The organism is Sulfurospirillum sp. hDNRA2, assembly GCF_024206095.2.
Lineage (GTDB): Bacteria > Campylobacterota > Campylobacteria > Campylobacterales > Sulfurospirillaceae > Sulfurospirillum.
In genome coordinates, this window is the sequence record NZ_CP159800.1 from 45,517 (window position 1) to 71,307 (window position 25,791).

The following is a 25,791-nucleotide window of genomic DNA, read 5'->3' on the forward strand; positions in this document are numbered from 1 at the left end:
TAAGGAGAAAACATGAGACTAAGAAGTATAGCGAGTAGCCTGATCGTAGCGGGGCTTTTGTTCGGAGGGTGCGCGAGTAGCCAACCCGAAGCGAGCCAAGCAGCAGCAGAGAAAGTGCTCACGGAACCTAACGCAAAAGTCAAAGGCTTGATCGAACAATACCGCTTGGAGAACGTAACATACGATTACGTAGCAGCAGCGATCGGGAACGGTACGCGAGGCGGGGCAAAAGCACTCTTGATTGATGCGAGACCGCACCCAAAATACCTAGCAGGGACGATTCCTTCTAGCCTTAATATTCCGGATACCGAAATAGAGAAATATATCGGACAATTAGAGAAAGTAGCAAAAGATAAAGAGATTATCGTCTATTGCGGCGGCTGGGAATGTGAAAAAAGCCCGATCGTTGCAGGATACCTTAAAGGTAAAGGCTATACCAACGTAAAACTTTACCAAGCCGGTGAACCTGAATGGAAAATGAAAAGTTACTTAGAAGTAGGAACGCCCGTAGCCCAAGCGGCATTTAAAAACGAAAGCGCACTCTTGATCGATGCACGCCCCTACGCTAAATACCTTGCCGGAAGTATTCCCGGAGCGATGCATATCCATGATGCCGATGTCGATCAATTTATCGGACGCTTGCCAAGCGATAAAACAACCTCGATTATCACCTTCTGTGAAGGATACGATTGCGCAAAATCACATAACTTGGCAAAAAAACTTGAAACCTTAGGTTACAAAAAAATAAGCGTCTACGCCGGAGGATACCCGGAATGGAAAGAAGCGGGTAACCAAACAACCGCAGGCGGTGCTAAAAAAGTAGAAGTTAAAGCAGAAACACCTAAAAAAGATGCCTTCGTTGAAGGTATAAAATTAGGCACCGATGAAGGAACCGTGGACGGTGAATGGTATAAAGCCCATATCATGGCGGGAACCGTACCGAGTAATGTCGCCATTATTGACGTGAGAAGCCCCTCAGAATACGCCAACGGACATATTAAAGGCGCGATCAATATCGAAGCGGGAAAATTAAGCGCACAAGAATTTGTAGCAAAACTACCTAAAGGAAAAGTCGTGATTCTGAATTGCTCCGCAGGCGGAAGATCGATGGAAGCCTTTTTGAAATTGCAAGGCGCAAAAATAGACGTGAGTAAGATATTCTATTTTGATGCCAATATTAAATGCGATAAATCAAACCAATGCGATATCAAGGTCAATGAACCTTTAGGGTAAATCTCGGCTTTACATGTAAGATGGCATGTCAAGGAAAAGAAACTAAAAAGGGGCGAGAAGCACAGAATGCTTCCCGCCCCTTTTCCTCTCAAGCACTACAAAGCTTATTCGTCGCGTGAACCGAAAATTCCAAGAATTTGTAAAAGTGAGATAAAGAGATTTAAAAAATCTAAATACAATGCTATCGCACCTTCAATCGGCGTTTCGTAAGCGCCTCTGATAATATTTTGCGTATCGTAAAGAATAAACGCACTAAACAAAATAGAGCTAACGCTCGCAATTGCCAACTGTAAAATAGGGCTATGAAAGAAGATGTTAATAATACCCGCAACCACAATGACGATCAAGGTAATGAAAAGCATTTTCCCCATTGTGGAAAAGTCACGTTTAGTATTCATCGCAAATACGGAAAGTCCGCCGAAAGCGACCGTCGTCAAGATAAAAGCGTTGGCCACGATACTTGAGCCGCCTTTTAAGCCCAAAATAGAGGAAAGAAGCGGTGTTAACGTAAGACCGGTTAAAAAGGTGAATGCAAAAAGCAAGATCATATTTAAACCGGCTTTTCGTTTTGCCGCATAAAGTCCGAATAAAACGATAAACTCTAAAATAACGAGTCCCCAATACCAAGAAGCGATGGCACTTGCCATACCGATTCCGACATATGCACCGGCACTTGCGGCTAATAACGAAGCAGCAAAAAGCTGGTAGGTTTGCTTAATAAAAACTCCTAAGGAGCTTTCATTGATCCTTGTATGCTCATAAATACCCTCTTGAGAGTGTTGTTGTATGTAGTCTCTGTCATACAGTCCCATAGTGTTCTCCTTGTCAATTAAACATAAAATCAAAAGCGCATTTTACCTCAATCAAATCAGAAAATGCAATTTTTCGATTTACTATTATATGGAAAGAGGTTAAACAAAAAATTAATCATTCTGAACAAGAATAAAAAAGATGCCGAAAGCCTCTTTTCTTTAACCTTCTTTTAAGGAGTATGGGTATATAATTTCGTCCTCGTTTGAGAGAACGGGGTTAAAGAGAAGCTCCCAAAGTAGGGGATTAGCTTCACGTTCATTACCATTTTAACAATGTCAAATTCAATCTTTGAAATCTAAATAAGCGACCGAGCTAGGACGCAAACATGTAAGAGATTATCAACTCTTCGGAATAAAAGAGATAAATCAAACTTCATAAAACTAAAGATTTCGATTCGTCGATTCTGACCGTAAGGTCTAGCTTTAGTGTAATGAATTCAAAGCGAATTACTTCGCTTTGAAGAAACATTATAATGGAGAGTTTGATCCTGGCTCAGAGTGAACGCTGGCGGCGTGCTTAACACATGCAAGTCGAACGGATGAAATAAGCTTGCTTATTTCGTTAGTGGCGCACGGGTGAGTAATGTATAGCTAACCTGCCCTTTAGTGGGGGACAACAGATGGAAACGTCTGCTAATACCCCATACTCCTGCGTATCATAAGATACGTTGGGAAAGATTTATTGCTAAAGGATGGGGCTTTATGGTATCAGCTAGTTGGTGGGGTAACGGCCTACCAAGGCAATGACGCCTACCTGGTCTGAGAGGATGATCAGGCACACTGGAACTGAGACACGGTCCAGACTCCTACGGGAGGCAGCAGTGGGGAATATTGCACAATGGGGGAAACCCTGATGCAGCAACGCCGCGTGGAGGATGACGCATTTCGGTGTGTAAACTCCTTTTATAAGGGAAGATAATGACGGTACCTTATGAATAAGCACCGGCTAACTCCGTGCCAGCAGCCGCGGTAATACGGAGGGTGCAAGCGTTACTCGGAATCACTGGGCGTAAAGGATGCGTAGGCTGTAATATAAGTCAGAAGTGAAATCCAACGGCTTAACCGTTGAACTGCTTTTGAAACTGTTTTACTAGAATATGGGAGAGGTAGATGGAATTGGTGGTGTAGGGGTAAAATCCGTAGATATCACCAGGAATACCGATTGCGAAGGCGATCTACTGGAACATTATTGACGCTGAGGCATGAAAGCGTGGGGAGCAAACAGGATTAGATACCCTGGTAGTCCACGCCCTAAACGATGCACACTAGTTGTTGCGATGCTAGTCATTGCAGTAATGCACTTAACAGATTAAGTGTGCCGCCTGGGGAGTACGGTCGCAAGATTAAAACTCAAAGGAATAGACGGGGACCCGCACAAGCGGTGGAGCATGTGGTTTAATTCGAAGATACACGAAGAACCTTACCTGGGCTTGATATCCTTGGAATCTTGTAGAGATACGAGAGTGCTAGTTTACTAGAACCAAGAGACAGGTGCTGCACGGCTGTCGTCAGCTCGTGTCGTGAGATGTTGGGTTAAGTCCCGCAACGAGCGCAACCCTCGTGATTAGTTGCTAACAGTTTGGCTGAGCACTCTAATCAGACTGCCTTCGCAAGGAGGAGGAAGGTGAGGACGACGTCAAGTCATCATGGCCCTTATGCCCAGGGCTACACACGTGCTACAATGGCGCGTACAAAGAGAGGCGATACCGCGAGGTGGAGCAAATCTTAAAAACGCGTCTCAGTTCGGATTGGAGTCTGCAACTCGACTCCATGAAGCTGGAATCGCTAGTAATCGTAGATCAGATATGCTACGGTGAATACGTTCCCGGGTCTTGTACTCACCGCCCGTCACACCATGGGAGTTGAATTCACCCGAAGCCGGAATACTAAACTAGTTACCGACCACGGTGGGTTCAGCGACTGGGGTGAAGTCGTAACAAGGTAACCGTAGGAGAACCTGCGGTTGGATCACCTCCTTTCTAGAGTATAAGAGACACTATCTCACAATGGTGTCTCGGCGAGAATAGCTTGGTTGCTTATTTAGTTTTGAGAGATTGAAGAGAAGAATGAAAAAGGGGCTTATAGCTCAGGTGGTTAGAGCGTACCCCTGATAAGGGTAAGGTCAGAGGTTCGAGTCCTCTTAAGCCCACCATGGGGAATTAGCTCAGCTGGGAGAGCGCCTGCTTTGCACGCAGGAGGTCAGCGGTTCGATCCCGCTATTCTCCACCATTTTTTAAATGGTGCTTTTTCATCATAACGGCGTTAGAATTTTTACTTTCTCGGTCACGTGTAAAAGACATTGTTTAAGAAAGAAGAAGTTTAATATCAGTTCTTACATGTAAGGGTTGATATTAGACTTTTTTAGTCTAATGTTATTTAATTTAATATTGTCAAAGTCAACAAAACGCAAAAAAAACAATTTACAACTTGTTGGATGTGTTCTTCGCAAGGCGAAAGCTTTAGTGATTGAATAAAGACTGGACTTTGTTCAGGCTTTATGAGACGGAAGAATGAATTACATTTAATAAGGGAGTGAAATGTGCATTAGAATACAAATAGGTAAGCTATTAAGAGCGAATGGTGGATGCCTAGGCTGTAAGAGGCGATGAAGGACGTACTAGACTGCGAAAAGTTACGGGGAGCCGTCAAGAGGCTTTGATCCGTAAGTATCCGAATGGGGCAACCCAGCTGATAGTGATATCAGTTACCCTGCGGGGGGCGAACCTGGCGAAGTGAAACATCTCAGTAGCCAGAGGAGAAGAAATCAAATAGAGATTCCGATAGTAGCGGCGAGCGAACTTGGAAGAGGGCAAACCAGATGCTTGCATCTGGGGTTGTAGGACTGCGTTGTAGAATGATGATAGGTAGTAGAGTAACCTGGAAAGGTTAACCATAGCGGGTGATAGTCCCATATACGAAATCTAGATTCATCTTAGCAGTATCCTGAGTAGGGCGGAACACGTGGTATTCTGTCTGAAGCCGGGAGGACCACCTCCCAACCCTAAATACTACTTACAGACCGATAGTGAACCAGTACCGTGAGGGAAAGGTGAAAAGAACCCCAGTGAGGGGAGTGAAATAGAACCTGAAACCATTTGCTTACAATCATTCAGAGCCCTATGATTTATCAGGGTGATGGACTGCCTTTTGCATAATGAGCCTGCGAGTTGTGGTATCTGGCGAGGTTAAGAAAACTCGGAGCCGTAGCGAAAGCGAGTCTTAATAGGGCGAATTAGTCAGATGCTGCAGACCCGAAGCGAAGTGATCTATCCATGAGCAGGTTGAAGCTGGTGTAAGAGCTAGTGGAGGACCGAACTCGCTGACGTTGAAAAGTCTTGGGATGACTTGTGGATAGGGGTGAAAGGCCAATCAAACTTCGTGATAGCTGGTTCTCTCCGAAATATATTTAGGTATAGCGTCATGTTGTAGTATACGGGGGTAGAGCACTGATTGGGCTAGGGCCTATACCAAGGTACCAAACCCTGTCAAACTCCGAATACCGTATATGTAATCATGGCAGTCAGGCGGCGGGTGATAAAATGCGTCGTCAAAAGGGGAACAACCCAGACTACCAGCTAAGGTCCCAAAGTGATAACTCAGTGGAAAACGATGTGGAGTTGCTTAAACAACCAGGAGGTTGGCTTAGAAGCAGCCATCCTTTAAAGAAAGCGTAACAGCTCACTGGTCTAGCGATTCTGCGCGGAAAATATAACGGGGCTAAAGTTATCCACCGAAGCTGTAGATTCTATTTTTAATAGAGTGGTAGGAGAGCGTTCTAGTCAGCATTGAAGGTGTACCGGTAAGGAGCGCTGGAGCGGCTAGAAGTGAGTATGCAGGCATGAGTAGCGATAAAACGGGTGAGAATCCCGTTCGCCGAAAACCCAAGGTTTCCTACGCGATGTTCGTCATCGTAGGGTTAGTCGGGACCTAAGACAAGTCCGAAAGGGGTAGTCGATGGAAAGTTGGTTAATATTCCAACACCAATAATAGAGCGCGATGGAAGGACGCTTAGGGCTAAACGAGGCAACTGATGGAATAGTTGTTCGAAGGGTGTAGATTAGATGATAGGCAAATCCGTCATCTTTTATTCGAGACCCGACAGGCACTTGATGCTCTTCGGAGTGGATGGTGAATCGTTGATGCCGTCGAGCCAAGAAAAGTTTCTAAGTATATCTGTTATTGCTCGTACCGTAAACCGACACAGGTGGGTGAGATGAGTATTCTAAGGCGCGTGGAAGAAATCTGGTTAAGGAACTCTGCAAAATAGCACCGTATCTTCGGTATAAGGTGTGCCTCCTTCTGTATAAGAACTTGCTTCTGAAAGCGGAAAAGGTTGCAACAAAGAGTCCCTCCCGACTGTTTACCAAAAACACAGCACTCTGCTAACTCGTAAGAGGATGTATAGGGTGTGACGCCTGCCCGGTGCTGGAAGGTTAATTGATGTGGTTAGCGCAAGCGAAGCCATTGATCGAAGCCCCAGTAAACGGCGGCCGTAACTATAACGGTCCTAAGGTAGCGAAATTCCTTGTCGATTAAATATCGACCTGCATGAATGGCGTAACGAGATGGGAGCTGTCTCGACCAGGAATCCAGTGAAATTGTAGTGGAGGTGAAAATTCCTCCTACCCGCGGCAAGACGGAAAGACCCCGTGGACCTTTACTATAGCTTGACACTGCTGTTGGGATAAAGATGTGCAGGATAGGTGGGAGGCTTTGAGGGTGTGACGCCAGTTGCACCTGAGCCATTGTTGAGATACCACTCTTCTTTATTCTGATAGCTAACTGGGACATATTATCTATGTTCAGGACAATGTCTGGTGGGTAGTTTGACTGGGGCGGTCGCCTCCTAAAAAGTAACGGAGGCTTACAAAGGTTGGCTCAGAACGGTTGGAAATCGTTCGTAGAGTATAATGGTACAAGCCAGCTTGACTGTGAGAGATACACCTCGAGCAGAGACGAAAGTCGGTCATAGTGATCCGGTGGTTCTGTGTGGAAGGGCCATCGCTCAAAGGATAAAAGGTACCCCGGGGATAACAGGCTGATCTCCCCCAAGAGCTCACATCGACGGGGAGGTTTGGCACCTCGATGTCGGCTCATCGCATCCTGGGGCTGGAGCAGGTCCCAAGGGTATGGCTGTTCGCCATTTAAAGCGGTACGCGAGCTGGGTTCAGAACGTCGTGAGACAGTTCGGTCCCTATCTGCCGTGGGCGTAGGAAAGTTGAGGAGAGTTGACCCTAGTACGAGAGGACCGGGTCGAACGAACCACTGGTGTACGGGTTGTTCTGCCAAGAGCATCGCCCGGTAGCTATGTTCGGATGTGATAACCGCTGAAAGCATCTAAGCGGGAAGCCAACTCCAAGATGAACTTTCCCTGAAGACCTCATGAAGACTACATGTTTGATAGGCTGGGTGTGTAATGGGTGAGAGCCCTTTAGCTGACCAGTACTAATAGGTCGTTTGGCTTATTCTATATTAACGTATGATAATGCTATTTCACTTCCTTATTAAGTGTAAAGCGCTTTGTTGACTAGACAATACTAAAATCACCTAAAGAATGGTGAATTAAGCCTATTTCGCTATAATACGACATAGATTTACTTCACGATTCTGGTGGCTATTGAGAAGAGGAAACGCCCTGTCCCATTTCGAACCAGGAAGCTAAGCTCTTCATCGCCGATAATACTTTCCCTTACTGGGATGGAAACGTAGGTCGCCGCCAGTTCCGTGATTCCCTCACTCGATTATCCACTATTTCGTCTTCTACAAAGGCGGTCTTTCTTGGAAAAAAATCAATTAAAAGCTTATTTATTCGCTTTCTTATCTGTCTTTCTTTGGTCAACAGTAGCAAGTGCCTTTAAACTTTCTCTTTACTATTTGAATGCAACCCAATTACTCTTTTATGCGTCTAGCGTTTCTTTGTCTATTCAAAATATATTTTTATCCATTCTTTTTTATTTATGTGAGTGATAATTTTACATTTATTGAAGCGTATATTTGATGAGAATAAGTTTTAGTTAGCAATTGATTATTTACTTCAATGTTCTTTATGTAACTTTGAAGTGATTTTACAGTAAATTGCTACTAAAATAGTTGATACCTTTCTATATGTTAGGCTGAAATAACGCATTTTTAATTTATTTTTTATCTTATGAACTTTTTAACCTAATTTTAAGGAGTTCGAGTATATAATTTCGTCCTCGTTTGAGAGAACGGGGTTAAAGAGAAGTACCCAAAGTAGGGGATTAGCTTCACGTTCATTACCATTTTAACAATGTCAAATTCAATCTTTGAAATCTAAATAAGCGACCGAGCTAGGACGCAAACATGTAAGAGATTATCAACTCTTCGGAATAAAAGAGATAAATCAAACTTCATAAAACTAAAGATTTCGATTCGTCGATTCTGACCGTAAGGTCTAGCTTTAGTGTAATGAATTCAAAGCGAATTACTTCGCTTTGAAGAAACATTATAATGGAGAGTTTGATCCTGGCTCAGAGTGAACGCTGGCGGCGTGCTTAACACATGCAAGTCGAACGGATGAAATAAGCTTGCTTATTTCGTTAGTGGCGCACGGGTGAGTAATGTATAGCTAACCTGCCCTTTAGTGGGGGACAACAGATGGAAACGTCTGCTAATACCCCATACTCCTGCGTATCATAAGATACGTTGGGAAAGATTTATTGCTAAAGGATGGGGCTTTATGGTATCAGCTAGTTGGTGGGGTAACGGCCTACCAAGGCAATGACGCCTACCTGGTCTGAGAGGATGATCAGGCACACTGGAACTGAGACACGGTCCAGACTCCTACGGGAGGCAGCAGTGGGGAATATTGCACAATGGGGGAAACCCTGATGCAGCAACGCCGCGTGGAGGATGACGCATTTCGGTGTGTAAACTCCTTTTATAAGGGAAGATAATGACGGTACCTTATGAATAAGCACCGGCTAACTCCGTGCCAGCAGCCGCGGTAATACGGAGGGTGCAAGCGTTACTCGGAATCACTGGGCGTAAAGGATGCGTAGGCTGTAATATAAGTCAGAAGTGAAATCCAACGGCTTAACCGTTGAACTGCTTTTGAAACTGTTTTACTAGAATATGGGAGAGGTAGATGGAATTGGTGGTGTAGGGGTAAAATCCGTAGATATCACCAGGAATACCGATTGCGAAGGCGATCTACTGGAACATTATTGACGCTGAGGCATGAAAGCGTGGGGAGCAAACAGGATTAGATACCCTGGTAGTCCACGCCCTAAACGATGCACACTAGTTGTTGCGATGCTAGTCATTGCAGTAATGCACTTAACAGATTAAGTGTGCCGCCTGGGGAGTACGGTCGCAAGATTAAAACTCAAAGGAATAGACGGGGACCCGCACAAGCGGTGGAGCATGTGGTTTAATTCGAAGATACACGAAGAACCTTACCTGGGCTTGATATCCTTGGAATCTTGTAGAGATACGAGAGTGCTAGTTTACTAGAACCAAGAGACAGGTGCTGCACGGCTGTCGTCAGCTCGTGTCGTGAGATGTTGGGTTAAGTCCCGCAACGAGCGCAACCCTCGTGATTAGTTGCTAACAGTTTGGCTGAGCACTCTAATCAGACTGCCTTCGCAAGGAGGAGGAAGGTGAGGACGACGTCAAGTCATCATGGCCCTTATGCCCAGGGCTACACACGTGCTACAATGGCGCGTACAAAGAGAGGCGATACCGCGAGGTGGAGCAAATCTTAAAAACGCGTCTCAGTTCGGATTGGAGTCTGCAACTCGACTCCATGAAGCTGGAATCGCTAGTAATCGTAGATCAGATATGCTACGGTGAATACGTTCCCGGGTCTTGTACTCACCGCCCGTCACACCATGGGAGTTGAATTCACCCGAAGCCGGAATACTAAACTAGTTACCGACCACGGTGGGTTCAGCGACTGGGGTGAAGTCGTAACAAGGTAACCGTAGGAGAACCTGCGGTTGGATCACCTCCTTTCTAGAGTATAAGAGACACTATCTCACAATGGTGTCTCGGCGAGAATAGCTTGGTTGCTTATTTAGTTTTGAGAGATTGAAGAGAAGAATGAAAAAGGGGCTTATAGCTCAGGTGGTTAGAGCGTACCCCTGATAAGGGTAAGGTCAGAGGTTCGAGTCCTCTTAAGCCCACCATGGGGAATTAGCTCAGCTGGGAGAGCGCCTGCTTTGCACGCAGGAGGTCAGCGGTTCGATCCCGCTATTCTCCACCATTTTTTAAATGGTGCTTTTTCATCATAACGGCGTTAGAATTTTTACTTTCTCGGTCACGTGTAAAAGACATTGTTTAAGAAAGAAGAAGTTTAATATCAGTTCTTACATGTAAGGGTTGATATTAGACTTTTTTAGTCTAATGTTATTTAATTTAATATTGTCAAAGTCAACAAAACGCAAAAAAAACAATTTACAACTTGTTGGATGTGTTCTTCGCAAGGCGAAAGCTTTAGTGATTGAATAAAGACTGGACTTTGTTCAGGCTTTATGAGACGGAAGAATGAATTACATTTAATAAGGGAGTGAAATGTGCATTAGAATACAAATAGGTAAGCTATTAAGAGCGAATGGTGGATGCCTAGGCTGTAAGAGGCGATGAAGGACGTACTAGACTGCGAAAAGTTACGGGGAGCCGTCAAGAGGCTTTGATCCGTAAGTATCCGAATGGGGCAACCCAGCTGATAGTGATATCAGTTACCCTGCGGGGGGCGAACCTGGCGAAGTGAAACATCTCAGTAGCCAGAGGAGAAGAAATCAAATAGAGATTCCGATAGTAGCGGCGAGCGAACTTGGAAGAGGGCAAACCAGATGCTTGCATCTGGGGTTGTAGGACTGCGTTGTAGAATGATGATAGGTAGTAGAGTAACCTGGAAAGGTTAACCATAGCGGGTGATAGTCCCATATACGAAATCTAGATTCATCTTAGCAGTATCCTGAGTAGGGCGGAACACGTGGTATTCTGTCTGAAGCCGGGAGGACCACCTCCCAACCCTAAATACTACTTACAGACCGATAGTGAACCAGTACCGTGAGGGAAAGGTGAAAAGAACCCCAGTGAGGGGAGTGAAATAGAACCTGAAACCATTTGCTTACAATCATTCAGAGCCCTATGATTTATCAGGGTGATGGACTGCCTTTTGCATAATGAGCCTGCGAGTTGTGGTATCTGGCGAGGTTAAGAAAACTCGGAGCCGTAGCGAAAGCGAGTCTTAATAGGGCGAATTAGTCAGATGCTGCAGACCCGAAGCGAAGTGATCTATCCATGAGCAGGTTGAAGCTGGTGTAAGAGCTAGTGGAGGACCGAACTCGCTGACGTTGAAAAGTCTTGGGATGACTTGTGGATAGGGGTGAAAGGCCAATCAAACTTCGTGATAGCTGGTTCTCTCCGAAATATATTTAGGTATAGCGTCATGTTGTAGTATACGGGGGTAGAGCACTGATTGGGCTAGGGCCTATACCAAGGTACCAAACCCTGTCAAACTCCGAATACCGTATATGTAATCATGGCAGTCAGGCGGCGGGTGATAAAATGCGTCGTCAAAAGGGGAACAACCCAGACTACCAGCTAAGGTCCCAAAGTGATAACTCAGTGGAAAACGATGTGGAGTTGCTTAAACAACCAGGAGGTTGGCTTAGAAGCAGCCATCCTTTAAAGAAAGCGTAACAGCTCACTGGTCTAGCGATTCTGCGCGGAAAATATAACGGGGCTAAAGTTATCCACCGAAGCTGTAGATTCTATTTTTAATAGAGTGGTAGGAGAGCGTTCTAGTCAGCATTGAAGGTGTACCGGTAAGGAGCGCTGGAGCGGCTAGAAGTGAGTATGCAGGCATGAGTAGCGATAAAACGGGTGAGAATCCCGTTCGCCGAAAACCCAAGGTTTCCTACGCGATGTTCGTCATCGTAGGGTTAGTCGGGACCTAAGACAAGTCCGAAAGGGGTAGTCGATGGAAAGTTGGTTAATATTCCAACACCAATAATAGAGCGCGATGGAAGGACGCTTAGGGCTAAACGAGGCAACTGATGGAATAGTTGTTCGAAGGGTGTAGATTAGATGATAGGCAAATCCGTCATCTTTTATTCGAGACCCGACAGGCACTTGATGCTCTTCGGAGTGGATGGTGAATCGTTGATGCCGTCGAGCCAAGAAAAGTTTCTAAGTATATCTGTTATTGCTCGTACCGTAAACCGACACAGGTGGGTGAGATGAGTATTCTAAGGCGCGTGGAAGAAATCTGGTTAAGGAACTCTGCAAAATAGCACCGTATCTTCGGTATAAGGTGTGCCTCCTTCTGTATAAGAACTTGCTTCTGAAAGCGGAAAAGGTTGCAACAAAGAGTCCCTCCCGACTGTTTACCAAAAACACAGCACTCTGCTAACTCGTAAGAGGATGTATAGGGTGTGACGCCTGCCCGGTGCTGGAAGGTTAATTGATGTGGTTAGCGCAAGCGAAGCCATTGATCGAAGCCCCAGTAAACGGCGGCCGTAACTATAACGGTCCTAAGGTAGCGAAATTCCTTGTCGATTAAATATCGACCTGCATGAATGGCGTAACGAGATGGGAGCTGTCTCGACCAGGAATCCAGTGAAATTGTAGTGGAGGTGAAAATTCCTCCTACCCGCGGCAAGACGGAAAGACCCCGTGGACCTTTACTATAGCTTGACACTGCTGTTGGGATAAAGATGTGCAGGATAGGTGGGAGGCTTTGAGGGTGTGACGCCAGTTGCACCTGAGCCATTGTTGAGATACCACTCTTCTTTATTCTGATAGCTAACTGGGACATATTATCTATGTTCAGGACAATGTCTGGTGGGTAGTTTGACTGGGGCGGTCGCCTCCTAAAAAGTAACGGAGGCTTACAAAGGTTGGCTCAGAACGGTTGGAAATCGTTCGTAGAGTATAATGGTACAAGCCAGCTTGACTGTGAGAGATACACCTCGAGCAGAGACGAAAGTCGGTCATAGTGATCCGGTGGTTCTGTGTGGAAGGGCCATCGCTCAAAGGATAAAAGGTACCCCGGGGATAACAGGCTGATCTCCCCCAAGAGCTCACATCGACGGGGAGGTTTGGCACCTCGATGTCGGCTCATCGCATCCTGGGGCTGGAGCAGGTCCCAAGGGTATGGCTGTTCGCCATTTAAAGCGGTACGCGAGCTGGGTTCAGAACGTCGTGAGACAGTTCGGTCCCTATCTGCCGTGGGCGTAGGAAAGTTGAGGAGAGTTGACCCTAGTACGAGAGGACCGGGTCGAACGAACCACTGGTGTACGGGTTGTTCTGCCAAGAGCATCGCCCGGTAGCTATGTTCGGATGTGATAACCGCTGAAAGCATCTAAGCGGGAAGCCAACTCCAAGATGAACTTTCCCTGAAGACCTCATGAAGACTACATGTTTGATAGGCTGGGTGTGTAATGGGTGAGAGCCCTTTAGCTGACCAGTACTAATAGGTCGTTTGGCTTATTCTATATTAACGTATGATAATGCTATTTCACTTCCTTATTAAGTGTAAAGCGCTTTGTTGACTAGACAATACTAAAATCACCTAAAGAATGGTGAATTAAGCCTATTTCGCTATAATACGACATAGATTTACTTCACGATTCTGGTGGCTATTGAGAAGAGGAAACGCCCTGTCCCATTTCGAACCAGGAAGCTAAGCTCTTCATCGCCGATAATACTTTCCCTTACTGGGATGGAAACGTAGGTCGCCGCCAGTTCCGTGATTCCCTCACTCGATTATCCACTATTTCGTCTTCTACAAAGGCGGTCTTTCTTGGAAAAAAATCAATTAAAAGCTTATTTATTCGCTTTCTTATCTGTCTTTCTTTGGTCAACAGTAGCATTATATTATAGGCTCTTTCTTTTAACTTTAGCTTTTTCAACATTGTCCAGATTTTAACGATTAATTTGCATGATAAAATAGTGTATTTTAGTGATAAAGATAGTAAATTTATTATATTTTTTTATTATATATATTACTTTTTATCTTCAACTAGCTTTTAGCCTCTTTGCGTTACTATAATTTCACAACTAAACATAAAGGAATTCCTATGAAAAAGCTTATCGGCTTCGTAGTTTCAGCATTTTTACTTATGGGTCTTATGAGCACCCATGCGATGGCAGATGCGGCGAAAGGTCAAAAGTACTATCTTAAGTACATGAAAGAGGGTGCCGGCATGAACGGTGCTAAATTTGCTACGCAACATACGCAAGCAGAGTGGAAAGCTCTATTTGACGGGAAAGGCGAGAAATTTGTTGCAGAATACAGCAAAAAATATCCCGGTCTAGAGTCCTTTTTAAAAGGCGATAAATTTGAGAAATTTATGGCAGATATTAAAGATTTCTGCGTTGAGTTTGCTAGCGATAGCGGTAACGTTCCCTCTTGCTAATCTCAAGTTTCTTTAACTTTGATCGTTTTAAAACGATCAAAGTTTACTCTATATTGTAAAGTTTAATTAACCTAAAAATTCCCAAAAATTAGACATTCTCGTGCATTCTTTAAGAAAAGTAAAGAAAAGTAGACATAATAATTCCTTATTTTTTTGCTATTACTGTTTTTTAAATTAAAATTTATTTTACTTTTGTTATGATGGCTTTACATTAAAAATGCAAAGGAGAGATGATGAAAAAAGTCATCAGTTTATTGGTTTCTGCGTTTTTTGTATTGGGACTTATGAGTACCCATGCGATGGCAGATGCGGCGAAAGGTCAAAAGTACTATCTTAAGTACATGAAAGAGGGTGCCGGCATGAACGGTGCTAAATTTGCTACGCAACATACGCAAGCAGAGTGGAAAGCTTTATTTGACGGAAAAGGCGAGAAATTTGTTGCAGAATACAGCAAAAAATATCCCGGTCTTGAGTCCTTTTTAAAAGGCGATAAATTTGAGAAGTTTATGGCAGATATTAAAGATTTCTGTGTTGAATACGCAAGCGACAGCGGTAACGTTCCTTCTTGCTAATCGGGTTTAAAAATCTTACTTAAAAAGGTAAAAAAAGATGAAAAAATTCATCGCTCCACTGCTCGTTGGAGCAGCTCTTACATCGGCTTTCGGTGCCGATGAGTCGTTAAAGCAAGAAATCGAAGCTTTAAAAGCACAAATGGCGGAGCTTAAAAGTGCCCAAGCAAAAGTAAACGTTGAAGCACTTAAAAATCAGCTCTCTGAAGTCAAAGCACACGATGCCGGCGATAATATCAAATGGACCGTCGATTTTAGAACGGCATATGACTATGTTGATTATAAAATCCAAGGTTCTGAGAAACAAGATAACGGTATTTGGACGAACAAGTTAATTTTGGGTATGGCTTCGCAACCTGTCGATAATTTAGTCTTCAAAGGCTCTTTAGCCGCATATAAAGCATTTGGTCAAAACAACGTTGCTAATACGAGTTATTTCCAAAATTTTGATTGGTATGATTCTCAAAAGCCAAATGACTCGACAATTCGTTTAAGAGAAGCTTATTTTCTCTATTTCGGTGACCTCGGTGACGTTCATTACAGTGCTAGCTTCGGTCGTAGACCATCAGTTGACGGATTCTTAACAAACTTAAGAGCCGGTAACGACGATCCTGCTTCTCCAATCGGTCATAATATCAATATGGAATTTGATGGTGCAAGCTTTAAATTTGATTTTGATAAAGTAACGGGTATTTCCGGCTTGTATGCAAAGCTTTGTTTAGGTAGAGGTTTCTCTGATACAACGGGTTCGTATGCTATGAGTAGCACCGGATTTAATCCGGGATATATTAATGACAATAATAATCCCGACATGGATTTGGCAGGTTTAATTATCCAGTTCTTTGACAACGGACAGTATAAGGTTATGGGTAACTATTTTATTGCCAAAAATCTTATGGATATGAATGTATTCGGTGTACGTGCCGCATATACAACCAATCCGATGGATCCTATGGCAACAGTATATGCACCAATGTTTAACTTTATGGATGTCGGTGATATGTCTGGTGGAGCATTGTCTTTGCAGGTTAACGGTATTGGTGACGGTATTAGCGATTTCTTAGATGATAGTATTTTCTTCTTATCCTATGCCTTTAGTAAAACCGATCCAAATAAAAATCAACCTATTGGAATGTACGGTACTAGTTTAATGCCAATGCCTGGTATGTTGGGATCAACTGATAAAGAAACGGGTTCTTCTGTTTATACAGGCGTTCAAGTTCCCGGTATTATGAAAGGACAAAGGCTTGGACTTGAGTATAACCACGGTAGTAAATACTGGAGAAGCTTCACTTACGGTGAGGACACTTTAGTGGGTTCAAAACTTGCTGCGCGCGGTGATGCTTACGAAATCTATTATATTATGCCGGTTGTCGGAAAGAACTTGACGGCACAGCTCAGTTACGTGTATATCGACTATGATTATACCGGTAGCGATACGTTCTTCGGTTGGACAGGAACACCTATGGATGTCGATACGATGCCAGGTGCCGTTAAAACAGCCCAAAATGTCCGTGCTTCTTTACGCTACAGATATTAATCTATCTTCTTCACACAAGAGAGGTTTTAAAACCTCTCTTTTTTCTTCTTAAAACAAAGCCGCAAAACAGTCAAACTATGTTAAGCTATAGCATCTTCGAGCAAAGGAAGTTTCATGCGATGGATCAGTCTTGCCTTGCTTTTACTTTTTTTGAGCGGATGCTCAAATCTTACGAAAGAGAAGTACGATAAAATTGAGATCGGTATGAGTTATGCTCAGGTGATCGATATTTTAGGTAAAGCAACCGAGTGTAACACGCTTGCGGGTATGAGCGATTGTACTTGGGGTGATGAAAAACGTTACGTCAAAGTTAAATTTATTACCGATAAAGTGATGTTGATGCATGCGCAAGGTATCGAGTAGTTAACAAAAGATTCACATCTCTCATCTATAATTTCAAATACATAAAAAAGGAATGTTAGATGAATGTTATAGCTCGAAATATTGTCAGTAGTCTCTTAATGATACTCTTTAGCGTCGTATCCGTAACCGGTGTGATGATGTTTTTCAAAATCCGAATACTTTCCAGCGAAGTGCTGCACATATGGTTAGGTTTTGTTTTTGTGTTAATATCGTGCTTACATGTAATGAAAAATTGGAATAACGTCTGTATCTATTTTACGAAACGCTCAACGCATTTTACTTTTTTATTCGGACTTTGTGTCATAGTAGTGTTTGTAGCGATGCCGTTGTTTCAGCCGCAAGAGCGCACGATCAACCCAAAAGGATTGATTTTTCAAACGATGATGAGTGCACCGCTTTCTAAACTAGCCGCCTTTACGGATATCGATGAAGAGCTTATGGTTAAAGAGTTAGCCAATAGGCACATATCGGCTTCCGGCAGGCAATCTATCTTGGAAATTGCAAAAGCTAACGAGACGACCAACGACGCTATTTTAAAGATAGTCTTTAGCGTTCCCGCAATGCACTAATGCAAACTGACATGTAAGAATTATTCTTACATGTCAGAATTTACGAAGTCTATTTTTCTTCTTTTTTCATCGCTTCTTTGGCACTTTTTACGGCACCGTCGACCATGTTTTTAGCGACTTTCCATGCATGAAAACCTAATTTTTTAGCCTCTTGTGCCACTTGTTTCGCTTTTTCATTTTCAAATTCGAATTGTTTCAAAGACTCGACTTTGGATGTTGCGATTTTTTCAAATTCATTGACGTCTTTTTTAAAGGATTCGAGTCTTTTTTCGGCTTTTTCTTTGAACGTTTTTTCCAAAACAAATGCCTCGGCTTTGAGCTGTTCGATGCGTTCGCTAATGGCTTCTTTTGCCTCGTTTGCCGCACGCATCATTTTAGCGGTCGAACTGTTCATCTCTTTTAAAATTTCTTGAATAAGCGAAGCGGAGATGCCTTCGTTTTGTGCGGCAAGTGCTTCGAGAAGTTTCATAAATTGTTCATCGACTTTAAGCAACTCTTTGCGCAACTGCGTCAAATCGGTTTCGACAAGACCTTCAATCTCTTCCGTTGGAGCAAATTTTAAATCATTTTTAAATTTATCGATGGCTTTAGCGATACCTTCTCTAACGCCGTTAACCGTACCTTCTAAAATATCTTTGGCATTCCCTAAATCTTCGTCGGCAATTTCGATAGCTGCGGAAATAACGGTATGTGAAATATCCATCATACGCTTTTTACTCAATTCGCGCTCGCTAATCGCTTGAAAAGAGAGATTTTTCGTAATTTCGTAAATCGTATCGACAATATCGCTTCCTTTCTCCAGTGTCGTTAGCAAGGCTTCACTGGTTGTTTCATGTAAAATACCGAGCATTTCGATACCTTTGAGCTTTGCGTCGCTGAGTGCCGATAAAGCATGATGTTTCGTTTCTTCTTGCATCGATTCGATATGATGTTCAAGCGTATCGAACATTTGAGTTAACGTGGCGCGAATGTGTTGTTTTTGGTGAAAAATACTCTTTTCCAATTGTTCTTTTTCGTAAATCGTTTTGTATAGAAATGCCTCTTGTTCATAGCTAGAAGCTTTTAAAAGACCGTCAATAACGCTATTGAGGGCTCGCGTATTTTTGAGTCCTTCTTCATGTAACGCTTTTGCGTAAAGCTCAAACAATTCGCCCAATCGATTGTAAATATTGTGCTCATCTTTAAGGCGTTGAATTTTTTTACGCGAAAGTTCAAAACAGAGTTCGGAAATCAGCGGGTAAAGTTTGGGACTGTCTTTGTTTTCCTTAACGGTTGCCAAAAAAATGGTGTACGTCGATTCCATATAAACCTCTCTTTTACAATACGAATTTAATGTGTTGGTGTGCTTTGAGTAAATGATAAAGCATTTTTCGATCGTCTGTTCCGTGGACTAAAACACGCAAAGTGTAACTGACATAGTTGCCTTGTTTGCTCTTTTGCGATTTGGCGATTTCATGAACGCGCTCTTCTAGAAGTTCCGTAACGATAGCACGAATATCATGTTTAGCGTCCAAAACCAATTTGTATTCCCAATGGCAAGGGTAATCAAGCTGGAGTTCTGGCGTAGTTTCCACTTTTTCCTCCGCTTTTGGACTCCAAGCAAACGGCGTTGATAATCATCGATTTGTCGATCGCTTTTGCCATATCGTAAATCGTCAACAATCCGATGCTTACACCCGTAAGCGCTTCCATCTCGACGCCGGTTTGTCCTTTGAGTTTTGCCGTTACGCGTAACCTAAACCCCGGCAATTCCGGTAGCTCTTCGACGTCGCAGTTAACCGACGTGAGCATTAAGGGATGGCACATAGGGATTAAATCGCTGGTACGTTTGGTTCCCATGATCGCGGCAACGATGGCGGTTTGGAGCACGGGACCTTTTTTGGTTTGCTCTGAAATAATCATCTCGTATGCATGCGAGCTCATCGTGATTGTACCGCTAGCGACCGCAACGCGAAATGTCTCTTCTTTGTCGCTGACATCGACCATTTTAGGGCGATCTTTTTCATCCAAATGGGTTAATTTCATGCTCTTATCTCTTTTGTTTTTAATTTATTATAGCACCATTTTTCTTAATACCGTTCGTAAGCGCGTGATAAGAGTGTGTCATTTTTTCTCACTTGGCGCATCAAGGCGTTATTCTAAAGTATATAAAACGAAATTATATGCTACAATGATTTTGCAAAGTCATTCAGTGTTTTCTTCATAATAACGTAGTTACGGGCAAAAAAGATGACGTGAATGATTCAAACACGAGGAGTATGGTAACGATGAACATTTACGTAGGTAATGTTAAGTATGAGATGACGGGAGAACAACTTAAAGAGATGTTTTCCGCATACGGTGAGGTCAGTAGTGCACGCATTATTAGCGACAGGGAAACCGGTCGTTCTAAAGGATTTGGTTTTGTCGAGATGCCAAACGATGCGGAAGCTAAAGTGGCTATCGAGTCGACAAATGAAAAAGAGGTCGGAGGAAGAACGCTTAAAGTCAATGAAGCGAGACCTCGCGAAGAACGCCCGAGAAGATCCCCAAGAGAGTTCAACTAAGACGTTTCCCGTTCAAAAGATTCGCGCCGAACGGTCGCGAATCTTTAACGCTTTTTTACCTCGATAAGGCAAAGCCTATACCGATACGATCGCTTCGTTTATTATAATCGATTAAACTTTCCGCATAACCGCTGTAGAGTTGAATGTAACCGAACAGATTCTTCTCCCATAACGGAAATGTCCAATCTGCTTGAACGGCACCTCTATTGTCGTCACGATGAAAATTGTTACGCACTAAAATTTTAAACGTGTGTTGTTTCCACGGGTACATCAGCTCCAAATCCGCAATACCTAAATAATCGTCGATATCGGGATTGTCGTCACTGTTGGCATCTTCGGGGATGCGGTACCATATGCGTGGAGAAATGACCCAATCGCCCGCTTGCAAATAGGTTTTGGCATAGACGCGATTCCACGAACGCGATTTATCGCCTCCTTGACCGTTGGATTCGTGTAGTACGCCGATTTGGTAAGCTTTGATAAAACTATCGTCGCTAAAATGCGGCATAATCATAAAAAGTTCGGGTTGATAATTGGTCTCTCTAAACGGAGCGGAGTCGTCCGTCGTTTGCCACCATGAGGTTTGCGTATAGGCAACAACGAAACTTTCGTGTAACCCTAAGAGATTGTCGGAAAGTCCTTTTTGAAGACTGAGCTGAAATTTGGTTTCGGCGTGTTTTCTATCGTCGTGAGAGACTGCATCGTAAGTCATCGGCAAAAGATAGTTGATTTTATAGGGTGCGATGTCAAACGCTTGAGTCAGCATCTGTTTCATCGAAGCTTTGGTTTCGTCGTCACCGTCGTACGATCGCAAGAAAGAGCCGTAGACGGCTTCGGTACGTTCGATTCTTTGCAGTCGCTCGACGGTTTCAGGCTCAGACGTTTGTTGGGTCAGCGGCGTTTTCTCGATACTCAGCGTTGCGGCATGTTTGTACCATAGCAGTGCTCTGTCTTTGTCGTCGTGCGCTTCATAATACTTAGCGAGATTTAAAGCCGCCGAGGCATCGCCGCCGAGGGCTTTTTCTTCTAAGAGCGACGTTGCTTCCGTTGCATGAAGAAGCAAAGACGTGCTAAAGAGTATGAAAAATGTGATAAGGGAGTGTTTCATAAGAGGTACCTTCTAAAATTAAAACACAATTATAGCGCAACTATGCGTATTACGGGAAGGATTTCGACCGCGCGGGTAACGAGGCCGAAAGAAAAGAGGTTTAATATTCGTAATCGACGACTTTACTCAGTGCGTTGAGGGATTTAATAAACGCAACGACTTCAAGGTGAATCGGATGGGTTGCATAGGTTGATAAATCTTCTTTGGTTTCAAAATCGCTGATGAGTGCAACATCAAAGGCACGTTCTTCAGGCGAGAAGTTAAGTCCGACTTCCAAATGTTTGACGATATCCAATTTCCCCTGCATGCTCATAATGCGATCGCGCATCGCTTGTTTATTCGTTTCGGAATTGTCGGGAAGCTTGAAAAATACGATATGGCGAACCATCGTTACTCCTTTTTGAGAGCTATTATAGCAAAACTTTATCACGAATCTGCGAAGGAATTTAACGTTAATTTAACACTTCATGACTACACTGTGACAAATTATTTCATAGGGAGTAACGATGGTAAAGTTTATCGTATGGAGTGTTCTAGCACTCTTCTTGACGCTCGGATTGCATGCCGAGGAGTTTAACAAAGCGGCTTCGGGCGAGCCTGAGTTGATTCAGCAAGGCGATACGAAGGCCTATTGTCCGATATGCGGTATGAGTTTAAAGCAGTTCTATAAAACGTCTCACGGGGCTATTTTAAACGACGGAACCGCAACGCAATATTGTTCGATTCGATGCCTTGCGGCGGATTGGAATGCCATTGAAGCACGTGTTAAAAAAATCGTCGTGACCGATGCCAAAAGTGAAAAACTCATCGATGCGAAAGACGCGTTTTACGTCGTCGGCTCTAAAGTTCCCGGTACGATGAGTCAAGTCAGTAAATTGGCATTTGCTCAAAAAACCGACGCCGAAGCGTTTATGAAAGAGTACGGCGGCGAGTTGATGAGCTTTGATAAAGCGTTTGCCTCGGCAAAAGCCTCTTTGGCGCAAGACGTGGATGCTTTTATTCAAAAGAAGCAAAAAGGCATGTACCCGATGGGTGAGAAAATCTATAACGCAGCGTGCGCGAAAGATAAAATTCATTTAGACGATTTTACGACGATTAGCGCATTGAAAGTATTTTTGAAAAACAACAAAGTATGCGGCGAACTCGATGAACAAAAACTGCAAGCCGTTTCTTTGTACGTGTGGGAGATTTTGCGTGAGGAGGCACACGGACATGCCCATAAAAATATGATACATGTCGAAAAAGATGAAAAATGTCCCGTATGCGGTATGTTTGTTTACAAATACCCGCGTTGGGCGGCGCGTATGAACTACGTCGATAACGGTAAAAACGTTAGCCATGCCTTTGACGGCGTGAAAGACATGCTCAAGTTTTACCACAACCCTTCTAAATGGGGGAACTATGCAAAACAACCCGATGATAAAGTCGCTTTATTGGTGACGGATTATTATACGCAAGAAGCGATTGACGGCAAAGCGGCTTTTTACGTCGTTGGAAGCGACATGTACGGTCCAATGGGCAGAGAATTTATTCCGTTTAAAGATGAAGCAAGCGCGCAAAGCTTTTTGAAAGATCATAAAGGAAAACGCGTTCTTCGCCTCAATGAAATCGACGAAGCACTTGTGTACGAGCAAGACAAATAGTTTTTACGCAATGTCGTGAGGTTGTTCGACGATAAAGCCTTGGAAAAGATCACAGCCGAGGTTTCGCGCAATCTCACGTGCGGCGCGCGAGTTGAGTTGTGAAGCGATTGTTTGGATGCCCTGCTTGCGGGCGAGATCGATCATGGCATTGCAGGTTGTTTGTGCGTTAGGATCAATCGCAAAATCACGGATAAGACGTCCGTGAAGCTTCACGTAATCCACACATCCTTGCGGAAAATAAGCAAGATATTCCGCACTTTTAACGTTATCTAAAATCAGCGTAAATCCCTCTTGTTTCAGCGTACTTAAGCTTTTTAGAAGCGATTCGCACGGCGTTTTTCCTTCGCATTCAACTTCAAGCCATACGTTTTTCGGATCGACGCGGTGTCGTAAAAAAGCCAAACGCTCCGCATCGAGGAGATCTTCGTACGGGAGATTGAGTGCAATACGGTGATGCGCAGCTTGGGTCAATTGGCACGCTTTGTGGACGATACTGCGAAACAAAGCATCGTATAAACCGCGTTCGTGTGCGATTTTGAGGAAAAGTTTCGGCGACTGTAACGTTTGGCGATCACACAAGCGCAAAAGACCTTCGTAATAGCATGCCTGTTCTGAAAGATCGACGACGGCTTGGCAATGAAGCGTAATATTTTCGCGTTCGATCGCTTGTTTCATCATCGCTTCTACCGCTTCTTCGCTTTCGCTAAGGAGCGTATTGGCAAATTCAGAGTAGGTTACGAAAGGTTGATCTTCCGTTTTGGCAACGCGTAGTGCTTTTTGAGCTTTTTCCAGAGCGTTGAAATGATCGAAACTGATGCCGATAACGGTCTCGACGCGAATGGTCTGATCGTTATAATCGTAGGCGAGATTTTTCAGCGTATCGAGCAGTGCAAAGATGAGGTTTTCCATCTTGGAAAGTTCAAACGGAGCATTTTGCAAGAGTAAAAATGTGTCGTCGACGAAGCGGTAAAGCGTCATTTCATGCGATAGGGCAAAGGTTTGGAGCGTTTGGGCAAAACGACGTAAAATAAAATCGCCGCCTTCGTCGCCGTGCGCGATCGTAATAGCTTTAAAACGTTTGATATCGACGAGAAACAGCTTCGGGTGCTTACATGTCGTTACCGCTTCTACAAAAGCATCGAGCGAAGCGACGTCGGTTAGCCGATCTTTCATAAGCGTTTTTTTGCCTCTTCGTATTCGTCGGGATGATTGACGTTAAAAAAAAGTGCGTCGTCTTGAAACGAAACGAAACGTGTACGGCTTTGTGCTAAAACCGAACGTATTTTGTGTTCGTTACGTTCCAAAAGCGTTCGAATGACCGGAATGATCGAGGGTGCATAGATTGCGCACAATTGATGCGAAGACGAAGAGGATGTCGCAACGAGCGCATCGGTTTCGTCATTGAGGTTCGCATACAGCGTTTCAAAGACTTCGGGGGTGACAAAAGGCGTATCGACGCTTAAAACACACACGGGAATTTGGAAATATTCCAAAATCGATAAAAGTGCCACCAGCGGCGAATGCTCTTGATACGATGCGGTATCTTCGATAAAAGAAGCATCAAAGTTAAATTTTGCGCGGCTTTTAGCACTGACATGTAGGCTTTGAAAAAAAGGTTTTAAACGTTGCAGTTGAAATTGCGTGAGTGTTTCACACGCTCCAAAAGGAAGCAACGCTTTGTCGCTTCCCATGCGAGAGCTTTTCCCGCCGGCAATAATGACTAAGGGCAGCGGGACATGGACCATTAGAGCGTTCTTGGATCGGTAATTTTGCCCATAACGGCACTGGCGGCCGCTACGGCGGAGTTGGCAAGGTAAATCTCGCTGGTGCGCGCTCCCATACGTCCTACGAAGTTACGATTGGTCGTTGCTACGCAACGTTCGCCTTCGCCTAAGATACCCATGTATCCGCCCAAACAAGCGCCACACGTTGGGTTACTAAACACCGCGCCCGCTTCGACGAAAATATCCACCAAACCTTCTTTTTGGGCTTGCAAAGAGATCTTTTGCGTTGCAGGCGTGATGATAAGACGTGTTTTACGCGCGACTTTACGCCCTTTTAAGATGCTTGCCGCGATGCGTAAGTCTTCCAAACGACCGTTGGTACAACTGCCGATAAAGACTTGATCGATCGCTAGATCGTCTTTGACCGCTTCGTTAATGGACTTGCCGTTGGACGGCAAAAACGGATAGGCAATGACTGGATCGAGGTTTGCGACATCGATATGAAGGACGTGAACATACGTCGCATCGTCGTCGGAATAGAAAAATTTCGGCTCACGCGCAAGTTTTTTATCGCTTAAAAAGGCTTTGGTCGTTTCATCGACGGCAACGATACCGCTTTTGGCTCCCGCTTCAATTGCCATGTTACACAAAGAGAAACGATCGTCCATGGTGAGGTGTTGGATCGTATCGCCCGTAAATTCGAGCGTGCGGTACAAGGCACCGTCGACGCCGAGTCGGCGGATGACTTCTAAGATGAGGTCTTTCCCGTAGACGTGGCGTTTGGGTTTGCCGCTAAAGACGACCTTGATGGATTCGGGAACTTTAAACCAATTTTCTCCCGTAATCATCGCAAACGCGAGGTCGGTTGAGCCCATACCCGTCGCAAACGCACCTAACGCGCCGTGCGTACAGGTGTGTGAGTCTGCGCCGATAATCACGTCGCCCGGAACGACCAGCCCTTTTTCGGGAAGCAAGGCGTGTTCGATGCCCATGTCTTTTTCGTCGAAGTAGTGTTTGAGATCGTGTTTGTAGGCAAAATCACGGCTGATTTTGGCTTGGTTGGCACTGGCAATATCTTTGGCGGGAATATAGTGATCCATAACGATACTAAACCCGTCCGGATTGGCAAGTTTGGTCGCGCCGCTCTCTTCAAACGCTCGGATGGAAATGGGCGTCGTGATGTCGTTGCCTATGACCATATCGATATTGCATTTGATAATTTCTCCGGCATATACCGCGTGTCCGACGTGTTCGCTGAAAATTTTTTCGGTGATGGTTTGTCCCATGATAAA

The 25,791-nt window shown here is 44.1% G+C and carries 17 protein-coding genes, 4 tRNA genes and 6 rRNA genes; 18 read left to right on the top strand and 9 right to left on the bottom strand.

Translation table 11 applies throughout. The annotated features are described in order from the left end of the window. Positions 1–12 precede the first annotated feature (12 nt). Positions 13–1,233 carry a rhodanese-like domain-containing protein gene (locus NL930_RS00235; protein WP_254376963.1) on the top strand — a complete coding sequence of 407 codons (1,221 nt, stop codon included), beginning with the start codon at positions 13–15 and terminating at the stop codon, positions 1,231–1,233. A 104-nt stretch (positions 1,234–1,337) separates the two neighbouring features. Here NL930_RS00235 and NL930_RS00240 read toward each other — a convergent pair whose 3' ends face one another. Further along, a complete protein-coding gene (locus NL930_RS00240) occupies positions 1,338–2,045 on the bottom strand; it encodes a Bax inhibitor-1/YccA family protein (RefSeq protein WP_254376968.1) in 708 nt (235 codons plus the stop codon). 470 nt (positions 2,046–2,515) lie between these two features. On the opposite strand from NL930_RS00240, the gene NL930_RS00245 reads away from it, so the two are divergent. From NL930_RS00245 to NL930_RS00315, 15 genes are all read left to right on the top strand, one after another. Then, positions 2,516–4,024: ribosomal RNA gene (locus tag NL930_RS00245) — 16S ribosomal RNA — on the top strand. A 96-nt stretch (positions 4,025–4,120) separates the two neighbouring features. Further along, positions 4,121–4,197, top strand: a tRNA-Ile gene (locus NL930_RS00250). A gap of 1 nt (position 4,198) precedes the next feature. Beyond that, positions 4,199–4,274 (top strand) — tRNA-Ala (locus tag NL930_RS00255). 328 nt (positions 4,275–4,602) lie between these two features. Then, positions 4,603–7,515 (top strand): 23S ribosomal RNA (locus NL930_RS00260). A gap of 136 nt (positions 7,516–7,651) precedes the next feature. Further along, a 5S ribosomal RNA gene (gene rrf / locus NL930_RS00265) occupies positions 7,652–7,767 on the top strand. Positions 7,768–8,513: 746 nt separating this feature from the next. After that, a 16S ribosomal RNA gene (locus NL930_RS00270) occupies positions 8,514–10,022 on the top strand. 96 nt (positions 10,023–10,118) lie between these two features. After that, positions 10,119–10,195, top strand: a tRNA-Ile gene (locus NL930_RS00275). Between the two features lies 1 nt (position 10,196). After that, a tRNA-Ala gene (locus NL930_RS00280) sits at positions 10,197–10,272 on the top strand. Positions 10,273–10,600: 328 nt separating this feature from the next. Then, positions 10,601–13,513, top strand: a 23S ribosomal RNA gene (locus NL930_RS00285). A gap of 136 nt (positions 13,514–13,649) precedes the next feature. Continuing rightward, a 5S ribosomal RNA gene (rrf, locus tag NL930_RS00290) occupies positions 13,650–13,765 on the top strand. Together the 16S, 23S and 5S rRNA genes with 4 tRNA genes alongside form the textbook arrangement of a ribosomal RNA operon. A 333-nt stretch (positions 13,766–14,098) precedes the next feature. Beyond that, positions 14,099–14,437: a hypothetical protein gene (locus NL930_RS00295; protein ID WP_254377340.1), complete on the top strand. Its 339-nt coding sequence runs from the start codon at positions 14,099–14,101 to the stop codon at positions 14,435–14,437. Between the two features lie 233 nt (positions 14,438–14,670). Continuing rightward, positions 14,671–15,009 carry a hypothetical protein gene (locus tag NL930_RS00300; RefSeq protein ID WP_039675552.1) on the top strand — a complete coding sequence of 113 codons (339 nt, stop codon included), beginning with the start codon at positions 14,671–14,673 and terminating at the stop codon, positions 15,007–15,009. Positions 15,010–15,046: 37 nt separating this feature from the next. Beyond that, positions 15,047–16,546, top strand: coding sequence for a DUF3373 family protein (locus tag NL930_RS00305; protein WP_254377339.1), 1,500 nt, complete (start codon positions 15,047–15,049; stop codon positions 16,544–16,546). 114 nt (positions 16,547–16,660) lie between these two features. After that, on the top strand, positions 16,661–16,909 hold the full coding sequence (locus NL930_RS00310; RefSeq protein WP_039675554.1) for a lipoprotein: 249 nt from the start codon (positions 16,661–16,663) through the stop codon (positions 16,907–16,909). A 59-nt stretch (positions 16,910–16,968) separates the two neighbouring features. Beyond that, complete coding sequence (locus NL930_RS00315) at positions 16,969–17,478, top strand: DUF4405 domain-containing protein (RefSeq protein ID WP_254377338.1); 510 nt, start codon at positions 16,969–16,971, stop codon at positions 17,476–17,478. 49 nt (positions 17,479–17,527) lie between these two features. On the opposite strand, the gene NL930_RS00320 is transcribed toward NL930_RS00315, so the two are convergent. The 3 genes from NL930_RS00320 to moaC are packed head-to-tail and all read right to left on the bottom strand — an operon-like array spanning position 17,528 to position 19,503. Further along, a complete protein-coding gene (locus NL930_RS00320) occupies positions 17,528–18,781 on the bottom strand; it encodes a DUF6781 family protein (protein ID WP_254377337.1) in 1,254 nt (417 codons plus the stop codon). Positions 18,782–18,794: 13 nt separating this feature from the next. Next, complete coding sequence (locus NL930_RS00325) at positions 18,795–19,052, bottom strand: YbeD family protein (protein WP_039676210.1); 258 nt, start codon at positions 19,050–19,052, stop codon at positions 18,795–18,797. Continuing rightward, the gene (gene moaC, locus NL930_RS00330) at positions 19,024–19,503 is read right to left on the bottom strand and encodes a cyclic pyranopterin monophosphate synthase MoaC (RefSeq protein ID WP_254377336.1); all 480 of its coding nucleotides are present in this window, start codon (positions 19,501–19,503) and stop codon (positions 19,024–19,026) included. The genes NL930_RS00325 and moaC overlap by 29 nt, the downstream gene beginning before the upstream one ends. 242 nt (positions 19,504–19,745) lie before the next feature. Between moaC and NL930_RS00335 the strand changes: the two genes are divergently transcribed. Beyond that, a complete protein-coding gene (locus NL930_RS00335) occupies positions 19,746–20,024 on the top strand; it encodes an RNA-binding protein (protein ID WP_039675561.1) in 279 nt (92 codons plus the stop codon). A gap of 55 nt (positions 20,025–20,079) precedes the next feature. On the opposite strand, the gene NL930_RS00340 is transcribed toward NL930_RS00335, so the two are convergent. Continuing rightward, positions 20,080–21,132 (bottom strand): phospholipase A, encoded by a 1,053-nt coding sequence (locus NL930_RS00340; protein ID WP_231964790.1) that lies wholly within the window; start codon positions 21,130–21,132, stop codon positions 20,080–20,082. Between the two features lie 100 nt (positions 21,133–21,232). Next, positions 21,233–21,520, bottom strand: coding sequence for a Dabb family protein (locus NL930_RS00345; RefSeq protein WP_039675563.1), 288 nt, complete (start codon positions 21,518–21,520; stop codon positions 21,233–21,235). Positions 21,521–21,638: 118 nt separating this feature from the next. Between NL930_RS00345 and NL930_RS00350 the strand changes: the two genes are divergently transcribed. Next, positions 21,639–22,775, top strand: coding sequence for a nitrous oxide reductase accessory protein NosL (locus NL930_RS00350; RefSeq protein ID WP_254377335.1), 1,137 nt, complete (start codon positions 21,639–21,641; stop codon positions 22,773–22,775). 3 nt (positions 22,776–22,778) lie between these two features. Here the strand turns inward: NL930_RS00350 and NL930_RS00355 are convergent, their stop codons facing one another. Genes NL930_RS00355 through leuC form a run of 3 tightly spaced genes read right to left on the bottom strand, consistent with a single transcriptional unit; the run spans position 22,779 to position 25,785 of the window. After that, positions 22,779–23,948, bottom strand: coding sequence for an EAL domain-containing protein (locus NL930_RS00355; protein WP_254377334.1), 1,170 nt, complete (start codon positions 23,946–23,948; stop codon positions 22,779–22,781). Then, positions 23,945–24,520, bottom strand: coding sequence for a molybdenum cofactor guanylyltransferase (locus NL930_RS00360; protein ID WP_254377333.1), 576 nt, complete (start codon positions 24,518–24,520; stop codon positions 23,945–23,947). The genes NL930_RS00355 and NL930_RS00360 overlap by 4 nt, the downstream gene beginning before the upstream one ends. Continuing rightward, on the bottom strand, positions 24,520–25,785 hold the full coding sequence (gene leuC / locus NL930_RS00365) for a 3-isopropylmalate dehydratase large subunit (protein WP_254377332.1): 1,266 nt from the start codon (positions 25,783–25,785) through the stop codon (positions 24,520–24,522). The genes NL930_RS00360 and leuC overlap by 1 nt, the downstream gene beginning before the upstream one ends. Positions 25,786–25,791: the final 6 nt, after the last annotated feature.

Bases quoted from the DNA above. Each gene is read 5' to 3' on its own strand.
- moaC (WP_254377336.1), bottom strand. From the start codon at position 19,503: ATGAAATTAACCCATTTGGATGAAAAAGATCGCCCTAAAATGGTCGAT.
- NL930_RS00300 (WP_039675552.1), top strand. From the start codon at position 14,671: ATGAAAAAAGTCATCAGTTTATTGGTTTCTGCGTTTTTTGTATTGGGA.
- NL930_RS00335 (WP_039675561.1), top strand. From the start codon at position 19,746: ATGAACATTTACGTAGGTAATGTTAAGTATGAGATGACGGGAGAACAA.
- NL930_RS00305 (WP_254377339.1), top strand. From the start codon at position 15,047: ATGAAAAAATTCATCGCTCCACTGCTCGTTGGAGCAGCTCTTACATCG.
- NL930_RS00350 (WP_254377335.1), top strand. From the start codon at position 21,639: ATGGTAAAGTTTATCGTATGGAGTGTTCTAGCACTCTTCTTGACGCTC.
- NL930_RS00345 (WP_039675563.1), bottom strand. From the start codon at position 21,520: ATGGTTCGCCATATCGTATTTTTCAAGCTTCCCGACAATTCCGAAACG.
- NL930_RS00295 (WP_254377340.1), top strand. From the start codon at position 14,099: ATGAAAAAGCTTATCGGCTTCGTAGTTTCAGCATTTTTACTTATGGGT.
- leuC (WP_254377332.1), bottom strand. From the start codon at position 25,785: ATGGGACAAACCATCACCGAAAAAATTTTCAGCGAACACGTCGGACAC.
- NL930_RS00320 (WP_254377337.1), bottom strand. From the start codon at position 18,781: ATGGAATCGACGTACACCATTTTTTTGGCAACCGTTAAGGAAAACAAA.
- NL930_RS00360 (WP_254377333.1), bottom strand. From the start codon at position 24,520: ATGGTCCATGTCCCGCTGCCCTTAGTCATTATTGCCGGCGGGAAAAGC.
- NL930_RS00235 (WP_254376963.1), top strand. From the start codon at position 13: ATGAGACTAAGAAGTATAGCGAGTAGCCTGATCGTAGCGGGGCTTTTG.
- NL930_RS00355 (WP_254377334.1), bottom strand. From the start codon at position 23,948: ATGAAAGATCGGCTAACCGACGTCGCTTCGCTCGATGCTTTTGTAGAA.
- NL930_RS00310 (WP_039675554.1), top strand. From the start codon at position 16,661: ATGCGATGGATCAGTCTTGCCTTGCTTTTACTTTTTTTGAGCGGATGC.
- NL930_RS00340 (WP_231964790.1), bottom strand. From the start codon at position 21,132: ATGAAACACTCCCTTATCACATTTTTCATACTCTTTAGCACGTCTTTG.
- NL930_RS00315 (WP_254377338.1), top strand. From the start codon at position 16,969: ATGAATGTTATAGCTCGAAATATTGTCAGTAGTCTCTTAATGATACTC.
- NL930_RS00240 (WP_254376968.1), bottom strand. From the start codon at position 2,045: ATGGGACTGTATGACAGAGACTACATACAACAACACTCTCAAGAGGGT.